The sequence below is a fragment of the Psychromarinibacter sediminicola genome, from assembly GCF_029168335.1.
Taxonomy (GTDB): domain Bacteria; phylum Pseudomonadota; class Alphaproteobacteria; order Rhodobacterales; family Rhodobacteraceae; genus Psychromarinibacter; species Psychromarinibacter sediminicola.
The window spans coordinates 16,270-34,318 of record NZ_JARGYC010000005.1 but is presented as its reverse complement, the minus strand read 5'-3'; the positions used below and the strand labels follow the sequence as shown (position 1 = coordinate 34,318).

The 18,049-nt window shown below is 66.6% G+C and carries 17 protein-coding genes; 3 read left to right on the top strand and 14 right to left on the bottom strand.

The window, feature by feature from the left end; all coding sequences use genetic code 11:
* Positions 1–55: 55 nt before the first annotated feature.
* The 6 genes from P1J78_RS03065 to P1J78_RS03040 form a co-directional block, all read right to left on the bottom strand.
* Positions 56–1,102 carry an L-idonate 5-dehydrogenase gene (locus P1J78_RS03065; RefSeq protein WP_275565855.1) on the bottom strand — a complete coding sequence of 349 codons (1,047 nt, stop codon included), beginning with the start codon at positions 1,100–1,102 and terminating at the stop codon, positions 56–58.
* Between the two features lie 136 nt (positions 1,103–1,238).
* Positions 1,239–2,300, bottom strand: a complete 1,062-nt coding sequence (locus P1J78_RS03060) for an Ldh family oxidoreductase (protein ID WP_275565854.1) — start codon at positions 2,298–2,300, stop codon at positions 1,239–1,241.
* 95 nt (positions 2,301–2,395) lie between these two features.
* The gene (locus P1J78_RS03055) at positions 2,396–3,673 is read right to left on the bottom strand and encodes a TRAP transporter large permease (protein ID WP_275565853.1); all 1,278 of its coding nucleotides are present in this window, start codon (positions 3,671–3,673) and stop codon (positions 2,396–2,398) included.
* A gap of 3 nt (positions 3,674–3,676) precedes the next feature.
* Positions 3,677–4,180, bottom strand: coding sequence for a TRAP transporter small permease (locus P1J78_RS03050; protein WP_275565852.1), 504 nt, complete (start codon positions 4,178–4,180; stop codon positions 3,677–3,679).
* A gap of 67 nt (positions 4,181–4,247) precedes the next feature.
* Positions 4,248–5,219: a TRAP transporter substrate-binding protein gene (locus P1J78_RS03045; RefSeq protein ID WP_275565851.1), complete on the bottom strand. Its 972-nt coding sequence runs from the start codon at positions 5,217–5,219 to the stop codon at positions 4,248–4,250.
* Positions 5,216–5,962, bottom strand: a complete 747-nt coding sequence (locus P1J78_RS03040) for a GntR family transcriptional regulator (RefSeq protein ID WP_275565850.1) — start codon at positions 5,960–5,962, stop codon at positions 5,216–5,218. The genes P1J78_RS03045 and P1J78_RS03040 overlap by 4 nt, the downstream gene beginning before the upstream one ends.
* Positions 5,963–6,062: 100 nt before the next feature.
* Here P1J78_RS03040 and uxuA point away from each other — a divergent pair, with 100 nt between their 5' ends.
* Both uxuA and P1J78_RS03030 read left to right on the top strand, forming a co-directional pair.
* The gene (gene uxuA, locus P1J78_RS03035; RefSeq protein WP_275565849.1) at positions 6,063–7,274 is read left to right on the top strand and encodes a mannonate dehydratase; all 1,212 of its coding nucleotides are present in this window, start codon (positions 6,063–6,065) and stop codon (positions 7,272–7,274) included.
* Positions 7,271–8,773 carry a mannitol dehydrogenase family protein gene (locus P1J78_RS03030; RefSeq protein WP_275565848.1) on the top strand — a complete coding sequence of 501 codons (1,503 nt, stop codon included), beginning with the start codon at positions 7,271–7,273 and terminating at the stop codon, positions 8,771–8,773. Before uxuA ends, P1J78_RS03030 begins: the two co-directional genes overlap by 4 nt.
* A gap of 101 nt (positions 8,774–8,874) precedes the next feature.
* On the opposite strand, the gene P1J78_RS03025 is transcribed toward P1J78_RS03030, so the two are convergent.
* Together P1J78_RS03025 and P1J78_RS03020 are read right to left on the bottom strand one after the other, a co-directional pair.
* Complete coding sequence (locus P1J78_RS03025; RefSeq protein ID WP_275565847.1) at positions 8,875–9,267, bottom strand: hypothetical protein; 393 nt, start codon at positions 9,265–9,267, stop codon at positions 8,875–8,877.
* 98 nt (positions 9,268–9,365) lie between these two features.
* Complete coding sequence (locus tag P1J78_RS03020) at positions 9,366–9,953, bottom strand: HD domain-containing protein (protein WP_275565846.1); 588 nt, start codon at positions 9,951–9,953, stop codon at positions 9,366–9,368.
* Positions 9,954–9,981: 28 nt separating this feature from the next.
* Here P1J78_RS03020 and P1J78_RS03015 point away from each other — a divergent pair, with 28 nt between their 5' ends.
* The gene (locus P1J78_RS03015; protein ID WP_275565845.1) at positions 9,982–10,917 is read left to right on the top strand and encodes a MurR/RpiR family transcriptional regulator; all 936 of its coding nucleotides are present in this window, start codon (positions 9,982–9,984) and stop codon (positions 10,915–10,917) included.
* A gap of 148 nt (positions 10,918–11,065) precedes the next feature.
* Here P1J78_RS03015 and P1J78_RS03010 read toward each other — a convergent pair whose 3' ends face one another.
* From P1J78_RS03010 to P1J78_RS02985, 6 genes are read right to left on the bottom strand one after another with little or no spacing between them, the layout of a single operon-like run.
* The gene (locus tag P1J78_RS03010; protein ID WP_275565844.1) at positions 11,066–11,974 is read right to left on the bottom strand and encodes an ABC transporter substrate-binding protein; all 909 of its coding nucleotides are present in this window, start codon (positions 11,972–11,974) and stop codon (positions 11,066–11,068) included.
* Positions 11,975–11,994: 20 nt separating this feature from the next.
* The gene (locus P1J78_RS03005; protein ID WP_275565843.1) at positions 11,995–13,203 is read right to left on the bottom strand and encodes an ABC transporter ATP-binding protein; all 1,209 of its coding nucleotides are present in this window, start codon (positions 13,201–13,203) and stop codon (positions 11,995–11,997) included.
* 4 nt (positions 13,204–13,207) lie between these two features.
* Positions 13,208–14,038 (bottom strand): carbohydrate ABC transporter permease, encoded by an 831-nt coding sequence (locus tag P1J78_RS03000; protein WP_275565842.1) that lies wholly within the window; start codon positions 14,036–14,038, stop codon positions 13,208–13,210.
* The gene (locus P1J78_RS02995) at positions 14,035–14,937 is read right to left on the bottom strand and encodes a carbohydrate ABC transporter permease (RefSeq protein ID WP_275565841.1); all 903 of its coding nucleotides are present in this window, start codon (positions 14,935–14,937) and stop codon (positions 14,035–14,037) included. The genes P1J78_RS03000 and P1J78_RS02995 overlap by 4 nt, the downstream gene beginning before the upstream one ends.
* 32 nt (positions 14,938–14,969) lie before the next feature.
* Entirely contained in the window at positions 14,970–16,220 is a 1,251-nt protein-coding gene (locus P1J78_RS02990; protein WP_275565840.1) for an ABC transporter substrate-binding protein, read from the bottom strand.
* Between the two features lie 44 nt (positions 16,221–16,264).
* Positions 16,265–17,689 (bottom strand): M24 family metallopeptidase, encoded by a 1,425-nt coding sequence (locus P1J78_RS02985; RefSeq protein ID WP_275565839.1) that lies wholly within the window; start codon positions 17,687–17,689, stop codon positions 16,265–16,267.
* Between the last annotated feature and the right edge of the window lie 360 nt (positions 17,690–18,049).

Below are 18,049 nucleotides of genomic sequence, written 5' to 3'. Positions count from 1 at the left end.
TGCAGCAGCTCCTTTTCCTTCGGCGCGCGGCGTCTGCGTCGCCGCGTATTCGCCATCAGCGGTCCTCGAACAGCAAATGCACCTTGACCGCGCGGCTTCGGTCGGCGGCCGCGCGAAAGGCCGCGACCGCCTCGTCGAGCGGATAGCGCGTGGTGATGATCGGGCGGACGTCGATCCGGCCGGAGGTGATCGCCTCGACGGCCTCGACGAATTCCTCGTGGAAGCGATGCGTGCCCTGGACGTGGATTTCCTTGGCCACCAGCGCGTTGATCGGCATCGGCGTGTCGCCGACCACCCCGACCTGCACCAGGATGCCGCGCGGGCGCAGGGCGGCGATGGCCCCGCGGATCGCCGGCGCCGCTGCCGAGCATTCGAAGGCGACATGGAAATATCCCTTCTCCTCCGAATACCGCTCCATCTCCACCGCGTCCTTTGCCACGTCGATGGTGCGTGTCGCCCCCATCCGGGCCGCGACCGCCAGGGTGGCCTCGTGCAGGTCGGTCACGACGACCTCGGCCGCCCCCGCCTGTGCCGCGACGGCCGTGCAGAGGCTGCCGATGGGGCCGGCGCCGGTGACCAGAACCCGCTTGCCGCGAAGGTCTCCGGCCATTCTCGCCGCGTGAAGACAGACCGCCAGCGGCTCGGCACAGGCGACCGCGTCCAGATCGGCATCTTCGGGCAAGGGCACGCATTGCGCGGCATCCACGACGATCCGGTCACGGAACAGCCCCTGCTCGTGCGGCAATCGCATCGCCGACCCGCTGAACCGCATGTTCAGGCAATGCATCGGCAGGCCCTCGGCGCAATAGGAGCACGTCCCGCAGGGACGGCTGGGGTTGAGGGCGACCTTGTCCCCCGGAGCGAGATGATCCACGCCGTCGCCCGCGGACAGCACCCGGGCGGACGCTTCGTGGCCCAGAATGATCGGCTCGCGCACGCGGATCGTGCCGATCCCGCCATCGGACAGGTAGTGCATGTCGGAGCCGCAAATCCCGCCGGCGGCCAGCGCGACGAGAACTTCGCCCGCGCCCGGTTCGGCCACGTCGTCGGTTTCGATGCGCAGGTCGTCCTGACCATAGAGACGGCAGACACGGGTTTTCATGGTCGTTCTCCTGATGGGCTCATAGCGGCGGAAGCAAGGTGGCGGAGGACGGGGCGAGCGTGTTCGGCGCGACTGTCGGGCTCCGGGCCGGGCGGAAGGGCCTGACGGTCCCCCGGGATATCGCGCGGGGCCCTTTTCATCGGCCGATCGGCGTGCAGAGGCGGACGCCGAGCTCGGCCGCACTGGCCGCGACGCGGGTCCAGACCTCCTCCGGCAAGGAGACCCCGTCCGACTGGCTCCGCGTGACGGTCTCGTGCGCCCGGTCGCCGGGCACGCGGACCGGCGGCCGTCCCGGGATCGGGCGGCTCGAACGGCACGCCTCGTTGAGCGCGGCGACTTCGCGTAGGAACGGCTCGAACCCGCCGAATGCGTCCGGATCGATCATCTGGACGAACACGTTGCCGCCCCAGCGCGTTGGCGCCTCCGCCCGCCCATGCCCGGCCAGGGCCTGGGTAAGCATTTCGATCATCAACCCCATCGAATAGCCCTTGTGGCCGTGATCCATCCCCCCGACCGGAAGGATCGATCCTTTCGGCTCCGCGTTCACAACCGCCGGATCGTTGGTCGGCCGCCCCTCGGCATCGAGCATCCATGGATGCTCGAACCGCGTTCCGTTGCCGATGTGTTCGCGCACCTTGGACACCGTCGTGATCGAGGAACAGGTGTCGATTAGGACCGGATGCCCGTCGGCGGGATAGCCGACCGCCCAGGGATTCGGCGTGAAGACCGGCTCGGTGCCGCCATATGGGGCGACCCATTTCCCGGACGGGTCCGACGTGGCGATGTAGCACACGAACCCTTGGTCCGCGGCGATCCGGGTAAGGGTCGACAGGCATCCGATATGGTGACTGCGACGGATCGCCAGGGCCGTCATCCCGAATTCCCGCGCGCGGTCCATGCAGATGTCCAGCGCCTGCGACATGAGCCAGTGGCCGGGCAGGTAGTTCCCGTCCCAGACCATCGTCACCCTGTTGTCCCGTACGACCTCGTGCCGGCCCGATGCCGTCATGCGGCCGGAGGCCAGTTCGGGCAGGTAGTACGGAACCATGGAGACCCCGTGCGTCGTAACCCCCAGCTCGTCCGTGCGGACGAGGAATTCGGCCACGACCTCGGCCATGTCGCGATCGAGGCCGGCCCGTGTGAGCATCGTGCGGGCCAACGCGGCGAGATCGTCGCGGGAAAAGCGTAGATCGGTCATGTGTCTCTCGGCTCGCCAGTGTCGCCCCGGTGCGCCGCCAGCGGGTGGTTCGTGTCAAAGGGAGGACGGGCGCGGGGTTTCACGGGGCGTCTCGCTTACGGGGTCAACAGAGAGGGCAGCCAGGTGGCCAGCGGCGCGAAGTAGCTGACGGCCAGCAGCACCAGGAGGTTGGTCAGCAGGAACGGCAGGATCGCCCGGACGACCGGCGCCAGCGGCAGCCGCGCGATGTTGGCGCAGACGAACAGGCAGACGCCGACGGGTGGCGTCGTCAGGCCGATCATCAGGTTCAGCACCGCGAAGGTGGCGAAATGCAGCGGGTCGATCCCCACCGCCTCGGCCAGCGACAGCAGCGGCACGAACAGGATGATGAGCGCCGCGATGGTTTCCATGAACATGCCCACGAACAACAGCAGCAGGTTGATCAGCAGGATCACCAGGAACCTGTTGTCGGTGAGAGAGAGAACGCCGTTGGCGATGGCCTGCGGGATGCGTTCGGAGACCAGGATCCAGCCGAAGACATTGGCGAAGCCCACCAGCGCCAGGATACCGGCGGCCGAAACCGCGCTATCGGTCACGATGCCGGGGACCGCGCGAAGCGGCAGCTCGCGGTAGACGAAGGCGCCCACGATAAAGGCGTAGACGGAGGCGACCACCGCCGTCTCGGTCGGCGTCGCGAGGCCGGACAGAAGCCCGTAGATGATGAGGAACGTCATCGCGATCGCCCAGAAGGCGCCGCCGAACGAGCGGGCCACTTCGCCGAAGCCCTGCCAGGGCTGATGCGGAAAGCCCTTGCGGACCGCGACGATATAGGCCGTCACCATCATCGCCAGCCCCATCAGAAGACCCGGCACCGCACCCGCCAGGAACATCCGGCCGACGGATATCCCCGACAGGGCGCCGACGATGATCATCGGCACCGAGGGCGGGATGATCGGGCCGACCGTGGACGAGGCGGCCGTCACCGCGGCCGAGAAGTCGCCGGGATAGCCCGCCTTCTTCATCCCGGGGATCAGCACGCCGCCGAGCGAGGCCGCGTCGGCCACCGCGGTCCCGGTGATCCCGCCGAACAGCATGGAAGCGGCGATATTGGTCAGCCCCAGCCCGCCGCGAATCCAGCCGACGATGGCATTGGCGAACCGGATGATGCGGTTGGTGATCCCGCCGCGGTTCATCAGGTTGCCGGCCAGGATGAAGCCCGGGATCGACAGCAGGACGAAGACGTCCATGCCCGCATACATCTTCTGCGGCATGACCACGGCCGGCATCCCGGCAAACAGCAGGTAGGACAGCGAGGACAGGCCGAGCGTGATCGCCACCGGGATCCCCAGGACGAGCCCCGCCACGAAGACCGAGAACAGGATCGCGACGTCCATGAGCTAGTCCTCTTCCCGCTTCTCGGGCAGCCCGTCCTCGGCCCCGGTGAGCATGCCCAGAAGCCGGACGAGACCGAAGATCGCGAGCCCGGCCAGCATTAGCCACACCGTGAAATGGACGAAGTGCATCCGGATCCCGAGGGCCGGCGCGGTCTGCATCCGGCCGATGGTCACGTATTTCCAGGCGTGCGGAAGGAGATAGAGGGCCAGCCCCGCCGTACAAAGCGCCGCGAAGAGGCGCAGGGCCCAGGGAAACCGGCCGGGAAGCGACTCGCTGACCACGTCCACATTCACCAGATCGCCCGTCCGGAACGCGACCCCGGCACCGAAGGCGACCATGTAGAGCAGGGCATAGCGCGTCAGTTCCTCGGTCCAGACCGGCGACGATCCGTAGAGCCGCCCGATCACCTGGGTCAGGACGGACCCCATCAGAACGGCGAACGCCGCCCCGGCCCCGACCCGGGCCAGCAGGATCACGATCTGGATCAGCCTTGCCGTGACGCTCATGTTCCCCCCTGCGGTCGGGCCGGCGCCGCACCGAAGCGGCACCGGCCAATCGCGATTCTGTCGGAGCTTACTGCGTGAACAGCTCTTCGACGATCGGCTTGATCTCCTCGTTGACGTTCGCCAGCACCGCGTCCTTGGCGGCGGCCTGGAAGGCGGCGGCGTCGACCTCGACGAAGGTCATGCCCTTTTCTTCGAGGAACGCGCGGTCCTCGGCGAGGCTCGCCTCGAACAGCTCCCGCTCGTAGGCCTGGGCCCGCGCGGCGGCTTCCATGACGGCGGCCTGATCTTCCTCGGACAGCTTGTTCCAGGTCGATTCCGCGATGGTCAGATAGATCCACGACCGCACGTGATCGGTCAGGTTCACATGGCTCTGCACTTCGTAGAAGCTGGCCGAGCGGATCAGCGCCAACGGGTTCTCCTGGGCTTCGATCGTGCCGTTCTGCAGCGAGGTGAACACCTCGGAGAAAGCCATCGGCCCCGGCGTGGCGCCGAGCGACTTCCAGACGTCGACGAAAAGCGGCACGTTGGGAACGCGCATCTTCAACCCGTCCAGCTCGTCCGGCGAGGTGATCGGGCGATTGCTGGTCAGCTCGCGCGCGCCGCGGGCGAAATAGGCGATCGGGCGGATCTGCACGTTGTCGATGATCTGCTGCTTGATCTCGTCGCCGACCGGCCCGGCGGCGAAGGCGTCCATCTCCTCGATTGTCTTGAAGGCGTAGGGAACGGCCAGCAGCGCCGCCTTGGGCGCCCAGTTCTGAAGGCTCTCGCCGGTGATGGTCATATCGACCGTGCCGAGCTGCATGCCGTTGATGAGGTCGATTTCCTTGCCGAGCGACTCGTTCGGGAAGACCTCGACGGCGATCCGGCCGTCGGTCAGGGCCGACAGCTCCTCGCCGAACCTGACCGACGCCTTGTGCCAGGAGTTCTCCTCGTTCGCGAGGTGGCCGAGCTTCAGCGTCATTTCCTGCGCCGAGAGCGGCGCGGCGACGACCGCGGCAACCGCCGCGGCGAGGGCGGTGAGCTTGAGATTCAGAGTCATGCGTTTTCTCCTCCTTGTATGGGTGCGTTCACCGGCGGAGGCATGTCCCCGTCCGGCAGGTCGAAATACTCGCGATTGGCGTCGACGATCTGCGGCAGATCCCGCAGGACCTCGCGCAGGTGAAATCGGATGGCGGAATTGGCGCCCGGCACGTCGCCGGCTGCGATCCGGTCGACGAGGGCCCGGTGCTGGACGATCAGATTGTCGATCCGGAATTCCGCCAGCGACAGGTAGCGCACCCGGTCCATCTGCGATTTCAGCCCCTCGATCTGCTTCCAGGTGCCGGCCTTTCCGGCGCCCTCGGCCAGCGTGCGGTGAAACAGTTCGTCCAGCTGGATGAATGCGCCGCACTCGCGCCGGTCCAGCGCCTGCTGCCGGTCGAGCTGGCTGCGCAGGTCCGAGATGAGGGCCGGATCGGGCCTGGCCGCGAGAATCTTGGCGATGTCGGCCTCGATCGCCTCGCGCAGGAACCGGGCATCGAGCACCGCGTAATACCCGATCCGGCTGACGATCGTGCCGCGCTGCGGGCGGATTTCCAGCAGCCCCTGGTCGGCCAGCTTGATGAAGGCCTCGCGCACCGGCTGCCGGCTGACGTCGTAGCTGCGCGCCAGCTCGGATTCCGAGAGCCGGTCGCCCGCCTTCAGGTCGTTCTGGATGATGCGCTTGCGAAGGATGCGCGTGATCTGCGGCGTGATCGACGCCGATGGGTCGAGTTCCCAGGCCGAATTGTGGTCGATCTTCATGATTCGGCATCCTCCCTGCGGTTCACTACCATACTTCCATACTAGTCAGCAACGATACGCAGTGTTAGTTTCGTCACAGGCTGCGAGTCGGGAGGAATGCATGGAACAGACTTGGCGATGGTTCGGCCCGCAGGACCGTGTGAGCATCTCCGATGTCGCCCAGGCCGGCGCCACCGGAATTGTCACGGCCCTGCATCACGTGCCGACGGGCACGGTCTGGTCGCCCGAGGACATCGCGCGGCGGAAAGACGAGATCGGCCGGAAGCGCGACGGATCGCCCTCGGGCCTCGCCTGGACCGTCGCCGAGAGCCTTCCGGTGAGCGAAGACATCAAGAAGCAGCAAGGTGACTGGAAGGCGCATATCGCGGCCTACAAGGAAAGCCTCGGCAACCTGGCCGCTGCCGGCATCCGGGTGATCTGCTACAACTTCATGCCGGTCCTCGACTGGACCCGCACCGACCTTGCCTGGGAACTGCCGAACGGCGCGACCTGCATGCGCTTCGACCTCACGGACTTCGCGGCCTTTGACCTGCACATCCTGAAACGCCCGGGCGCCGCGGAGGATTACGACGCGGCCCTGCAAGAGGCGGCGGCCCGCCGTTTCGCAGAGATGTCGGAGGCTGACGCAGAGCAACTCGCCGGAAACATCGTCTTCGGCCTGCCCGGCGCGGCCGAGCGTTTCAGTCTGGCCGACATCCGCGCGCATCTTGCCGAATATGCGGCGATGCGCGAGGAAACGCTGCGCCAGCACCTGATCGACTTCCTCTCCGAAGTCGCGCCGGTGGCACAGGCGCACGGCCTGCGCCTGTGCTGCCATCCCGACGATCCGCCGTTCCCGCTGCTCGGACTGCCCCGCGTCATGTCGACCGAGGCGCACTACAAGGCGATAATGGACGCGGTCGACAGCCCGGCCAACGGCATCACCCTGTGTTCGGGGTCGTTGGGCGCCCGGCCCGACAACGACCTGCCGGGGATGATGGACCGCCTCGGCGACCGGGTCCATTTCCTGCACCTGCGCAACGTGAAACGCGACACGACGGAGATACGGGGCTCCTTCTACGAGGCCGAGCATCTCGGCGGCGATACCGACATGGTCGCCCTTGTCCGGGCCGCCCTGAAGGAAGAGGCGCGCCGCAAGGCTGCGGGACGCGCCGATTGTTCGATCCCGTTCCGGCCGGATCACGGCCAGGACATCCTCGACGACCTCGGCCGGCGCGCGCAGCCGGGCTATCCCGCGATCGGGCGGCTCAAGGGCCTGGCGGAGCTGCGGGGGCTCATCGCCGCGCTCGAACCCGGGATCGCCCCGGCATGAGCAACCGCCTGCATTCACCCGACGATCTTCCCGCCGATGTGGCCCGCCCGGCCTACCGGCCCGCGGATCACGCACCGGGGATCGTCCATATCGGTCTCGGCGCGTTTCACAAGGCGCACCAGGCGGTCTATACCGACGACGCGCTGGCGGCGGCGGGCGGCGACTGGCGGATCGTCGGTGTCAGCCTGCGCAGCCCCACGCCGGCCGAGGAACTGAGACCGCAGGCGTGTCTCTACACCACCATCGAGCGCAGCGCCGACGGCAGCCACGCGCGGGTCATCGGGTCGCTCGCGGACGCGCTTTGCCTCGGGACCGACCGAGACGCGGTGCGCGACGCGCTGTGCGCGCCGGCCACGAGGATCGTCAGCCTGACCGTGACCGAGAAGGGCTACGGAATCGACCGGGCCAGCGGCGGCGCCGATCCGGGCCACCCGGCGATCGCCGCCGATCTCGCCGACCCCGGCACCCCTCGGGGCGTCGCCGGCCTGCTGGTCTGGGCGCTCGGCCAGCGCCGCACGTCCGGTACGCCGCCGTTCACGGTGCTGTGCTGCGACAATCTGCCGGAGAACGGCCGGCTCCTGCGCTCGCTGCTGATCGACTTCGCCCGCCGGGCCGCGCCCGACCTTGCCGATTTCATCGCGTCCGACGTCGCCTTCCCGGCCACCATGGTGGACCGCATCACGCCGGCCCGCGGCCCCGGAACCCTGCAGCTCGCAAGAGACCTCACCGGCCACGACGACCGGGCCGCGGTCGAATGCGAGGCGTTCCGGCAATGGGTGATCGAGGATCGGTTTCCCACGGGCCGTCCCGCATGGGAGGCGGGCGGGGCGCTGTTCGTCGCGGACGTGCGGCCGTTCGAGGAGATGAAGCTGCGCATGCTGAACGGCACGCACTCCATGCTGGCCTATGCCGGTTTTCTGGCCGGCCACACCCATGTGCGCGACGTCATGAAGGATCCCGTCCTGGCCACGCTGGTGCGCCGCCATCTTGCGGCCGCTGCGGCAACGCTGGACGACCTGCCGGGCGTCGACCTTGGCACCTATGCCGAAGATCTGGCGCGGCGCTTCGCCAATCCGCACCTCGCCCACGAGACTTACCAGATCGCCATGGACGGGTCGGAGAAGATGCCGCAGAGGATCTTCGCGCCCGCACAGGACGCGCTGCGGCGCGGGCAGTCGGTGGAGCCCTTCGCCTTCGCGACCGCCGCCTGGATGCGTTATGTCCTGGGCCGGACCGATACCGGCGAATACTACGATCTGCGCGACCCCCTTTCGGCCGCCCTCCGGCCGGAAGGCGACGGGCCCGCGTCCGCCGAAGACGTGGTGCAACATCTCTACGGGATCGAGGGACTGATCCCCGCGGCGTTGCAGGCGCATCCCGAGTGGACGGCGGAGGTGCTGAAGCATCTTGGGAACATGGTTTCCCTCGGGATGACCCAGGCCATAGCCGATGCCGCCAAACAAGCGGAGACCGAACGCCCGGCGCAGAGGCGCGGATAGGCTGCGCAGCGTCGCCAGGTCGTGTCCGAGAAAACGGTGCCGCGTCGTCACCCCCGTTTGCCACCTGACGCCCCTGCCCCGACACCGGCCGGCGTCGCGCGTCACGTGTCGCGCACAGGCGTGATGGTGGGCGTCGCTGCCCCTTCTCGCGCCAGCCGCCGGATTTCCGGTCGGAGCGAGGTGTACTGGTTCCGCCGCAGCAACTCGCGGAACTCGCGCGGGGTCCGCCCGTACTGCATCTTGAACGAACGCGAAAACACGGCCGGACCAACCTGACCGGACGCAAGCATAGGTGGCCGCCCTTGCCTTGGTGACGGCGGTGCAATCCCTTGCTCCAGCGGCACGACCTCCAGCTTGATCCGCTCGCCCTTGTCCTTGTGCGCCTCGTTGAAGGCGTCGATCTGGCGCGCCCAGACGTAACCGTCTGACGCGGTGAGCCAGGACCAATGCACCAGTTCGACGGGCCGGCTCTGGACCCAGACGCGGGTCGACACCAGTCGCGGAATCGATGCGGGATCCGAACTCTGTCAAACGCCTCCGATCACCGTCGGATCGAACATCTCCCGTATCCTCGGCACCGGCGGCGCACCCTTCAATGACCGTGGCAGCGCCGGAAAAAGGGCCTCCGCTCGGTTTTCGACATCGCGCCGTCGGCGGCAAAGAGATCGGCGTAGTGCAGGATCATCACTTCGGGGTCCGGGCCGCGCAGCGGGGCGTGGGTTGCGTGGGTGGCGACCGCGCCGACGATAGCCTCGTCGACGCCGAGTTCGACCAGAAGCAAGGCCCCCAGGACGCCGTGCGGGATGCGTGCCGAGACCGGCGTTTCGACGTCGCCCTCCTCGCGACGCTCCATAAGAAGCGGCTTGTCCAGGTCGTGCAGCAGCAGAATGCCCAGAAGATGTTGCCGGTTCACGGTCCATCCCCAACGCGACTCGGCGACCGAAAGAATCGCCAGGCCCGCTTCGGTGACGTCGTTCGTGTGATCCACCAGGCTGTCCTGGGAGCCATGCGAAAACGGCACGTCGGTAATCTGGCCGTAGGTGGATGAGGCAAGCACCGAAGCCCAGGCCGTGACGAAGGCGGATTGCAGGTCGGGCTCCAACTCCACGGCGCGCGGGAAAGCTTCGAGGATCCGCCGGCTCTGGTCCGCGTTCGGATTGACGATATGATAGCTTTTCATCCCGGAAGCGTCCTGTTCAGGTGGTGTCATGACAAAGAAGGATCCACTCGGCCCGGTGCCAAAGGCCGCCGCGGAAACGCGGCGCGCGGACCCCGCCGACAACCCCGGCGACCAGACGCTGGAGGGCCGGATCTATCGCGCCTATTCCTGGCTGACCCGGTCGGAGCAGCGGCTGGCCGATGTGCTTCTCGAACACCAGATGGACCTGCCGATCTACACGGCCGCCGAGCTGTCGGCGAAAGCGGGGGTGTCGAAAAGCACGGCGGCGCGGCTGATCCGTACCCTGGGATACCGCAGTTACCCCGAGGCCAAACGCGAGATACGCAACGAGCAGTTCTGGGGGTCGCCGCAAGGCGGGCTGAACCGGGCCGAGCACCCGCAGGAAGCGTCGGCCAAGCGCATGATGGAGGACGACCTCGAGAACATCCGCCAGACCCTCGCCGCGATCCCGGAGGCCCGGATGACCGAAGCGGCCCACGGTATCGCGACGGCGCGGCGGGTGTGGATCATCGGCCTGCGCAGCGGGCACGGGCTCGGCCTGCACATGGCGCACTACCTGACGTTGATCAGGGACAAGGTCCATCTGATGAACTTCGGCTCGGGATCCTTGTCGCATGACGTCGGCAGCCTCGAAGACGGCGATCTGCTGTTGGTCATCGCCTTCCGGCGACGGCCCAAGGTGCTTGTCGACGTGCTGGAGGCCGCGCGGGAGGCGGGCACGCGGACGCTGCTGATCACCGACCTGTCTGCCGGCGCGAGCGCCCGGGCCGCCGACATGACGCTGCGCTGCCGGACGCAGAGCCCCGCGCCGTTCAATACCTTCACCGCTGCGGTCACGCTGATCAACAGCCTGTCGTGGCAGGTGCATGCGATGATGGGGGAGGCGGCCATCGACCGCTATCGCCGGATCGACCAGCTGGTCGGCAAGTTGGACAACGTCTCGACCCCGCAACCCCGATCCTGACCCCATCCCACGCCTCAGCGCACAAGATGGCGGTGCGAGGGGCGGGCCAAGACCCCGGCGCGAGAGCTTTTTGCGCCGTGGCGCGCGGCGCGGGCGATGCCGTCGGTCATCGACGCGGTCGTGTTCGGGGTGGTGACGGCGACGCGGATCATGCGTCCGCTGTCGCGACGAAGGCGCGGGTCGGCGCGCCGTCGATGAGCGTGGCATAGGGGATCGGCGCGTCGGTCAGATGCGCATCGGCAATGCCCTGCTGCCACCGCGCGTAAGAGGCCTCGCCGATGCGCGGCGTGGTCCACATGGCGCTGGCGCGGTAGGTCTCCACGACCTGCACGGCGATGTCGGTGTCGATCTTCGGAAAGAGCCGCATCAGCACGCCGCGGTAGCTGGCGGCCTCGTGCCCGTTCACCCAGGCCATGCCGCGCCCGAGCGCCCGGGCGAACCGCTCGGGCCGGGTGTCGCCGGCCTCGAACGCTTCAGTGTAGTAGACACTCCACGGGATGTCCCCGCCGTCGCGGGCAAAAACCGCCGCAAGCTCGCCGTGACCCGCGGCCCGGTAGGCCAAGGCGCCGGGCAGATCGATTAGCAGGTAGTCGCCCATACCCCCGGCATAGCAGGCCTGAAGGATACCGGCGTCGAGATCCTGGATGTAGTTGACGGATTTCGGGTCGATGCCCGCCTCGCGCAGCATCATCTTGAGGTAGATGCCGACGCTGGCGCCGTTCGAGCCTTTCATCAGGACGGTCTTGCCGACCAGCGCGCGCGCGTCGAAACGCGGCGCGGCCTCCCGCCCGATCAGCGCCAGCGGCGCCCGGTTCGACACCTGCGCGAAAGGTACCAGCCGGCGGCCACGGCCGTGGAACATCGAGGGCACCCAGATGCCGCCAAGCGCCGCCTCGGCACTGCCCTCGCCGATATGATCGAGCACCAGGTCCCAGGGCCGTGGCACGACCTCGGTGACGTCGAGGCCCTCGTCGGCGAAATAGCCCTGCTCGGATGCGATGTAATGCGGCAGGTAGTTGAGGCTGTGGCCGGTGGCCGAAACGAGAAAGCGGTCCACGTCTATCTCCCTGGGATCTGTTACGCGAGGCGGACGGATGCGGCCGGAACGGCGACGTCCAGTGGCGCTACGCGCCCCCCAGCCGGCTGCACGCGCTGGCCGGTGGGCTTGTCGAACCACACCGCGTCGGCGTCGGAATAGTCGAGCGCGCAGGCGTCGCCATGTGCGAGGCCGGGATGGCCGGGCATCCGAACGAACACCAGATCCTCGGTCGAGATTCCGTCGCCCGCGTCCCCTAAGCCCAGCCGGCAGCCCATGATCGTCTCGGCGCCGAGCCGTTCGATCACCGCCACGCGAGCGGGGATGCGGCCTTCGCCGGCGGGACGCAGCTCCAGTTTCTCGGGGCGGATGCCGAAAATCGCCGATGTCGCGTCCTCGGGCGTACCGGCGTCATGGTCCCAACTCACCGCGCCGTCGGCAGATAGGCTCCGGCCGTCGATATGCACGGGGATCAGGTTCATCGGCGGCGAGCCCACGAACTTCGCGACAAAGGTGTTCGCGGGTGCGTCGTAGATCTCGTCGGGGGTGCCGATCTGCTGGATGATGCCGCCGTTCATCACCACGATGCGGGTCGCCATGGTCATGGCTTCGACCTGATCGTGCGTGACGTAGACGAAGGTCTTTTTCACCTTCTGGTGCAGGGTGGTGATCTCGGACCGCATCTGTGTGCGCAGTTTGGCGTCGAGGTTCGACAGCGGCTCGTCCAGCAGGTAGAGCGACGGATCGCGCACCAGGGACCGGGCCAGCGCCACTCGTTGCCGTTGACCGCCGGATAGACTGCCCGGGCGGCGTTCCAGCAGCGGCGTCAGTTCCAGCTGCTCGGCGATCCGCTCGACCGCGGCCTTGACCTTGGGCCGCTTCATCACCTGCCACCGATGGATCAGGTTGATGATCGGGATGTGGTGCCACTTCCTGAAATGGTCCATCACCAGCGGAAAGGCGATGTTGGCGCGGACCGTCATGTGCGGATAGAGCGCATAGCTCTGGAACACGAACGCGACGCCGCGCTGCTTGGGGGTCCAGTCGTTGGCGAGGGCGCCATCGAACAGCAACTCGCCGCCGGAGATCTCGGCCAATCCCGCGATCATGCGCAGCAAGGTGGACTTGCCGCAACCGGAGGGGCCGAGGAGGACGAGGAACTCGCCATCCTCGACGGTCGCATTGAAGCGGCGGATGACGGTGTTTGTCCCGAAGGTCTTCGAGATCCCTTTGAAGTCGATCTTGGGCATCGGATCACCCCTTGACTGCGCCGGAGGTCAGGCCGGCGACGATCTTGCGTTGAACGAGGAGGAAAAAGACGACCGCGGGGATGGAGAACATCAGGGCGGTTCCCATCACGGCCGAAAGCGGGGTTTCGTATTCGCCGATGAAGCTGGCCAGGCCGACGGCGGCGGGCCACAGGTCGGGATCCATCAGGAAGGTCACGGCAAACAGAAACTCGTTCCACCCCCCGAAGAAGCAGATCACGGCGGCGGCGGCGAGGCTGGGCGCGATCAGCGGCAGCACGATGAACGACAGGATGCCAATCCGGGGGCAGCTGTCGATGATGGCGGATTCCTCGATCTCGTAGGGGATTGCGTCGATCGCCCCCTTGAGGATGAAGGCCGCCACCGGCACCGAGAAACCGACATTGGCCAGGATCACGCCCCACAGGCTGTTCAGCAGCCCGAGCGAGATGAACATCGCATAGAGGGGCACCACCAGCAGCGCTTCCGGGATTACCTGCGTCATGAACATCAGAAAGCCGATCATGCCGCGGCCGTGGAACTTGAACCGCGAGAGCGCGTAGCCCAGGACCGAGCCGAGCATCAGGCTGAAGACGGTATTGCCGAACGCGATGATCGCCGTGTTGGACATCCATCTCAGGACCGGCACCTCGCTCAGCGCGAAGATCAGGTCGGGCAGGTTGGACAACTGCGGGTAAGGCACCTGCCCCGTGTTGAAGAGCTGCGTATCGGTGCCGAGCGAGGTGGTCGCCATCCAGTAGATCGGAAATCCGGCGAAGGTTACGAGAACCGCGATCAGCAGGACGCGCAGGAGCGAGAGGAGAGGGTTGGTTTTCATTTCGACATCACCAATGCGCGACGGCGCTCGAAGAGGAAGTGGACGAAGGCGACTGCAAGGGCGAGCACCAGCCCGACGACCCCGTAGGCGGAGGCCAGGCCTAGCTCGAAATCCTCGAAAGCGGTCAGGCGCAGCTGCACGACCAGGGTCGACGTCGACCCGATCGGCCCGCCCCCGGTCAGCAGGTAGATCACCTCGAAGCGGCGGATCGACCACACGGCGACCAGAAGCGCCACGATCTGCATGGTGGGCATGATGCACGGCAAGGTCACGTTGCGGAACACGTTCAGGCCGTCGGCCCCGTCGATGCGGGCGGCCTCGCGCACTTCTTCGGGGACCGACTGGAGCGCCGCCATCATCACCAGCATGACGAAGGGCGAGACCTGCCAGATGGTCACGAACATGATCGAGGTCAGCGCCCAGTCGACCGAGGTCAGCCACGGAATGCGGCCCAGCCCCAGGGCTTCGGTGATGTCGCTGGCCACGCCCGACGGACCGTTGAATATCCACAGCCAGACCAGCGTGGCCGCGACCGATGGCACGGCCCAGCCGAACAGCATTATGGTTCGCAGAAGCGCCCGGCCCTTGAACGGCCGGTCCAACGCCAGCGCCGACACGGTTCCGACCAGCACGCCGAGGATCACCGTCAGGATCGTGTAGACAATGGTGACCCTGAACGAGGTATAGAACTGGTCGTCGGTGAACAGATCCTCGTAGTTCTCGAGGCCAATGAAATCGCCCGCCGTGGGGTTCATCAGCCGCGTGTCGGTGAAGCTCATCCAGACTTGCTGGATGAGCGGGCCGAAGACGAACAGCGTCATGTAGGCAAGCGGGACCGCGACGAACGCATAGGGGACAAGTCCCAGCAGGCGCCCTCGCTTCAGAAGGGAAGAAGTCATGGGTCGCGGTCCTTTCACCCGTGGTCAGCGGCTCAGTTGTTGTAGTCCGCGTCGATTTCGGCCTGGGCTTCGTCCAGGGCTTCTTCGGTGGACGCGGCGTCCAGCAGCACCTTTTCGAGGCTGTTCATCAGCGGGCGCAGGATCGACTGGGTTTCCAGTTCATACCCCGGGATCAGTGTCGAGCGCGACTCCGCTGCCATCTCGGCGAAGGTGGTCGCCCAGGGGTTCGCCGCGACGAACTCTTCGGTGACCGGCACGTCGGTGGCCAGCGCGTCGGGGCCCGATGCCGCGCGGAGCGACAGCTGCCCTTCTTCCGAGATCAGCCAGGACAGGAACTCCTTGGCCGCCGCCTGCTCTTCCTCGCTCGACCAGACGTTCACACCGAGAAAGATCTGCTGGTGCGCCCCCGGATACGGGAAGGGCAGCGCCGTCGCGCCCAGCTCGTCGCCCGGCAGCGGGCCGCCGGTCGCGATGTTGAGCGAACCGCCGGAGTTGTCGATGGAGAAGGCGACCTGCTGTTCCTTGAAGCGGGTGCGCTGCGTGCTCATCTGGTCGCCGATCGGAATGATGCCGCTGTCATAGGCCGCCTTGAAGGCGTCGAAGGCCTGCGCCATTTCCGGCGTGTCGAAGGTGATCTTGCCGTCTTCGTCGACCAGCTCGGCGCCATAGCCATAGGCCCAGTTGAGGAAGTCCTTGGACCAGGGGCTGTACTCGTTCATCGAGTGACGCCCGGTGAAGCCGATGGCGCCGGTGGTCTCGGTCGCGGCCTTCGCGGCGGCGATCATCGCGTCGATGTCGGAGGGCAGCTCCACGCCGGCCTCTTCGAGAATCGCCTTGTTGAAGATCAGCGCATAGACGGCACGGTGCCAGCCGATGCCGTAGCGGGTGCCGTCGACCACGCCGTTGTCGTTGGTGGCGTTCAGGTTGTCGACGCCCTCGGTCACGTCATCGAGCGGGATCAGGAAATTGGCGCCGATCAGCGTGTAGAACAGACCGTCCTGCGCGATGATGATGTCCGGTCCCTGGCGCGCGCCCAGCTCGGTGATCAGGCGGTCGTTGAACTCGTTGCGCGAGATGGTGTGCTGTTCGAGCGTGATGTTCGGGTGGCTTTCCTCGAACTTCTTGACCGCGGCCCAGAGCTTTTCGCCACGCAGCGCATCGAGCCATTGGGTGTTGGCGATGGTCAGCGTGATCTGGTCCTGCGCGACCGCCGGGGCCGCGCCGCCGGCGATCATGGAGAGCGCGGCTGCGCCGGCCATCAGGGTGCGTCGTGTGAATGTCATGGGAGTGTCCTCTGGTTGGATCATGTAAGTTGGAAGCAAGGGCGTCACGCGGGAACGCGATGAACGCCGAGAGGCACGTGACGGGAGAGGTTCTCTGCCCCGGTATCCGTCACGAGATAGCAGTCGCCGATGTTCGCACCCGCGGTCAGCGGGTCGAGCCATTGCGAATGCAATACGAAGGTCATGCCCTCTTCGAGCTTGGCATGATTGTTCGACTGGATGTTGTAGGGTGGCATCTTGGGCATCGAAACCGAGTGCCCCACATTCGGATTGTGCGGCCCCCTGGTGGCCGGCCAGACATGGTTGATGCGGCGGCCCTTCGCTTCCCAGTCGGGGTCGGGCACATGCTGCCGGGGCACTCTCAGAGGGGCGCCGTCGTCGCCCGCGCTCCAGTTATAGGGCATCGTGCGGCTGTCGGCGTCCGACAGGTAGCCGCGGCGGATGTAGGGCTCGAACGAGGCATTGGCGACGTCCGAGATCAGCGTGCCCGGACGCACCAGCGCGGCGGCGGCTTCGACGCCCTCGGCGCACATCGCCAGGACGTCTTCCTGCTCGTCCGTGATGTCGCCGACGGCGATCATCCGGGCGATCTGCGCGGTGTAGCCGTGGTACTGCACGGCCGAGATATAGAGGTTGATGATGTCCCCTGGACGCACGACATGGCCGTATGGCTTCCCGCAATGGGTGCCGTACGGGTTGATCCCGATCTGGTAGCCGTCCCCGGTCTCGCCGCCGCGCGCCATCTGGGCAAAGGTGAAGGCGGCGTAGATCTCGTGATCCGTCACGCCGGGGCGGATCGCGTGATAGGCCGCCTGCATGCCGATACACGCCAGTTGCGCCGCGGCGCGGACCACGGCTTGTTCCGCCTTCGAGCGGCGGCGCTGCATGCGGTCGACGATGCCATGCGCCTTCGCAAACCGGCAGCCCGGCAGAACCGTCTCCAGCCCCGCCCAGTACGGCGCCGAGGTGCCGTCGCCGATGAGCCCGATCTCGGCCCTGGACAGGCCCAGGCTTTCCAGGTGTCTCGCCGTGGCCTCGACGACACGATCCAATGCGCGACCGGGCCGGTTGTAGGTCTCGCGGCCCCAGGTGCCGACTTGCCAGATATTGTCGACCAGCACCGGTTCGCCCGCCGGCGGCAACACGACCGAACTGGAGAACACCGTGTAAAGCGCAAGCGGAAGGTTCGTGTCGGTGGGAATGACCAGCATGCCCTCGCGCGCCCAGTCGCAGATGTAGCGCAGGTAGGAATTGGACACCTTGTAGGATCCGATGCTGTCGGCATGGACCAGCAGCACGTCATGCCCCGCGGCGCTGGCCTCCTGCCGGATCCGGCGCAGGCGATCGGCGAATTCGCTTTCGGGCAGAGGCGGCACGGGCTGGAATTCGAAATCCGGCTCGAAGCCGTCCAGAAGGAGCTCCATCCGGGGCATCGTGCGTGTGGCTTCGGCCAGATTCATCAGCGTCATGGGCGGGCTCTTCTTGCGTTTCGTGGGGCACCGTTTCGGCGCCGGACAGGTTCAGAAACCGCACGTTTCGACGTTCCGGCAAGCCAGAAGACGCCCGTCGCTGGCATCTGCAAAAAATTTACGCAGTCGCGATTTTCGAGGATTTTGACGAGTTTTGCGCCGGAAACTGGTAGAAAAATGCCAAAGGCGAAGACTTATCTATGCATCTGATATTGCTAAATGTAACACTTGCAGGGATGCCGATGTGGCGTTGCGTCCTTGAAAGTTTTTGGCACCTTGAGCAATAAAAGTTTCAGAGCCCGATTGGGGCATTGGCGATGTGTTGGGCACTTGCGAGACAGCCGAAACCCGGAAATGCCA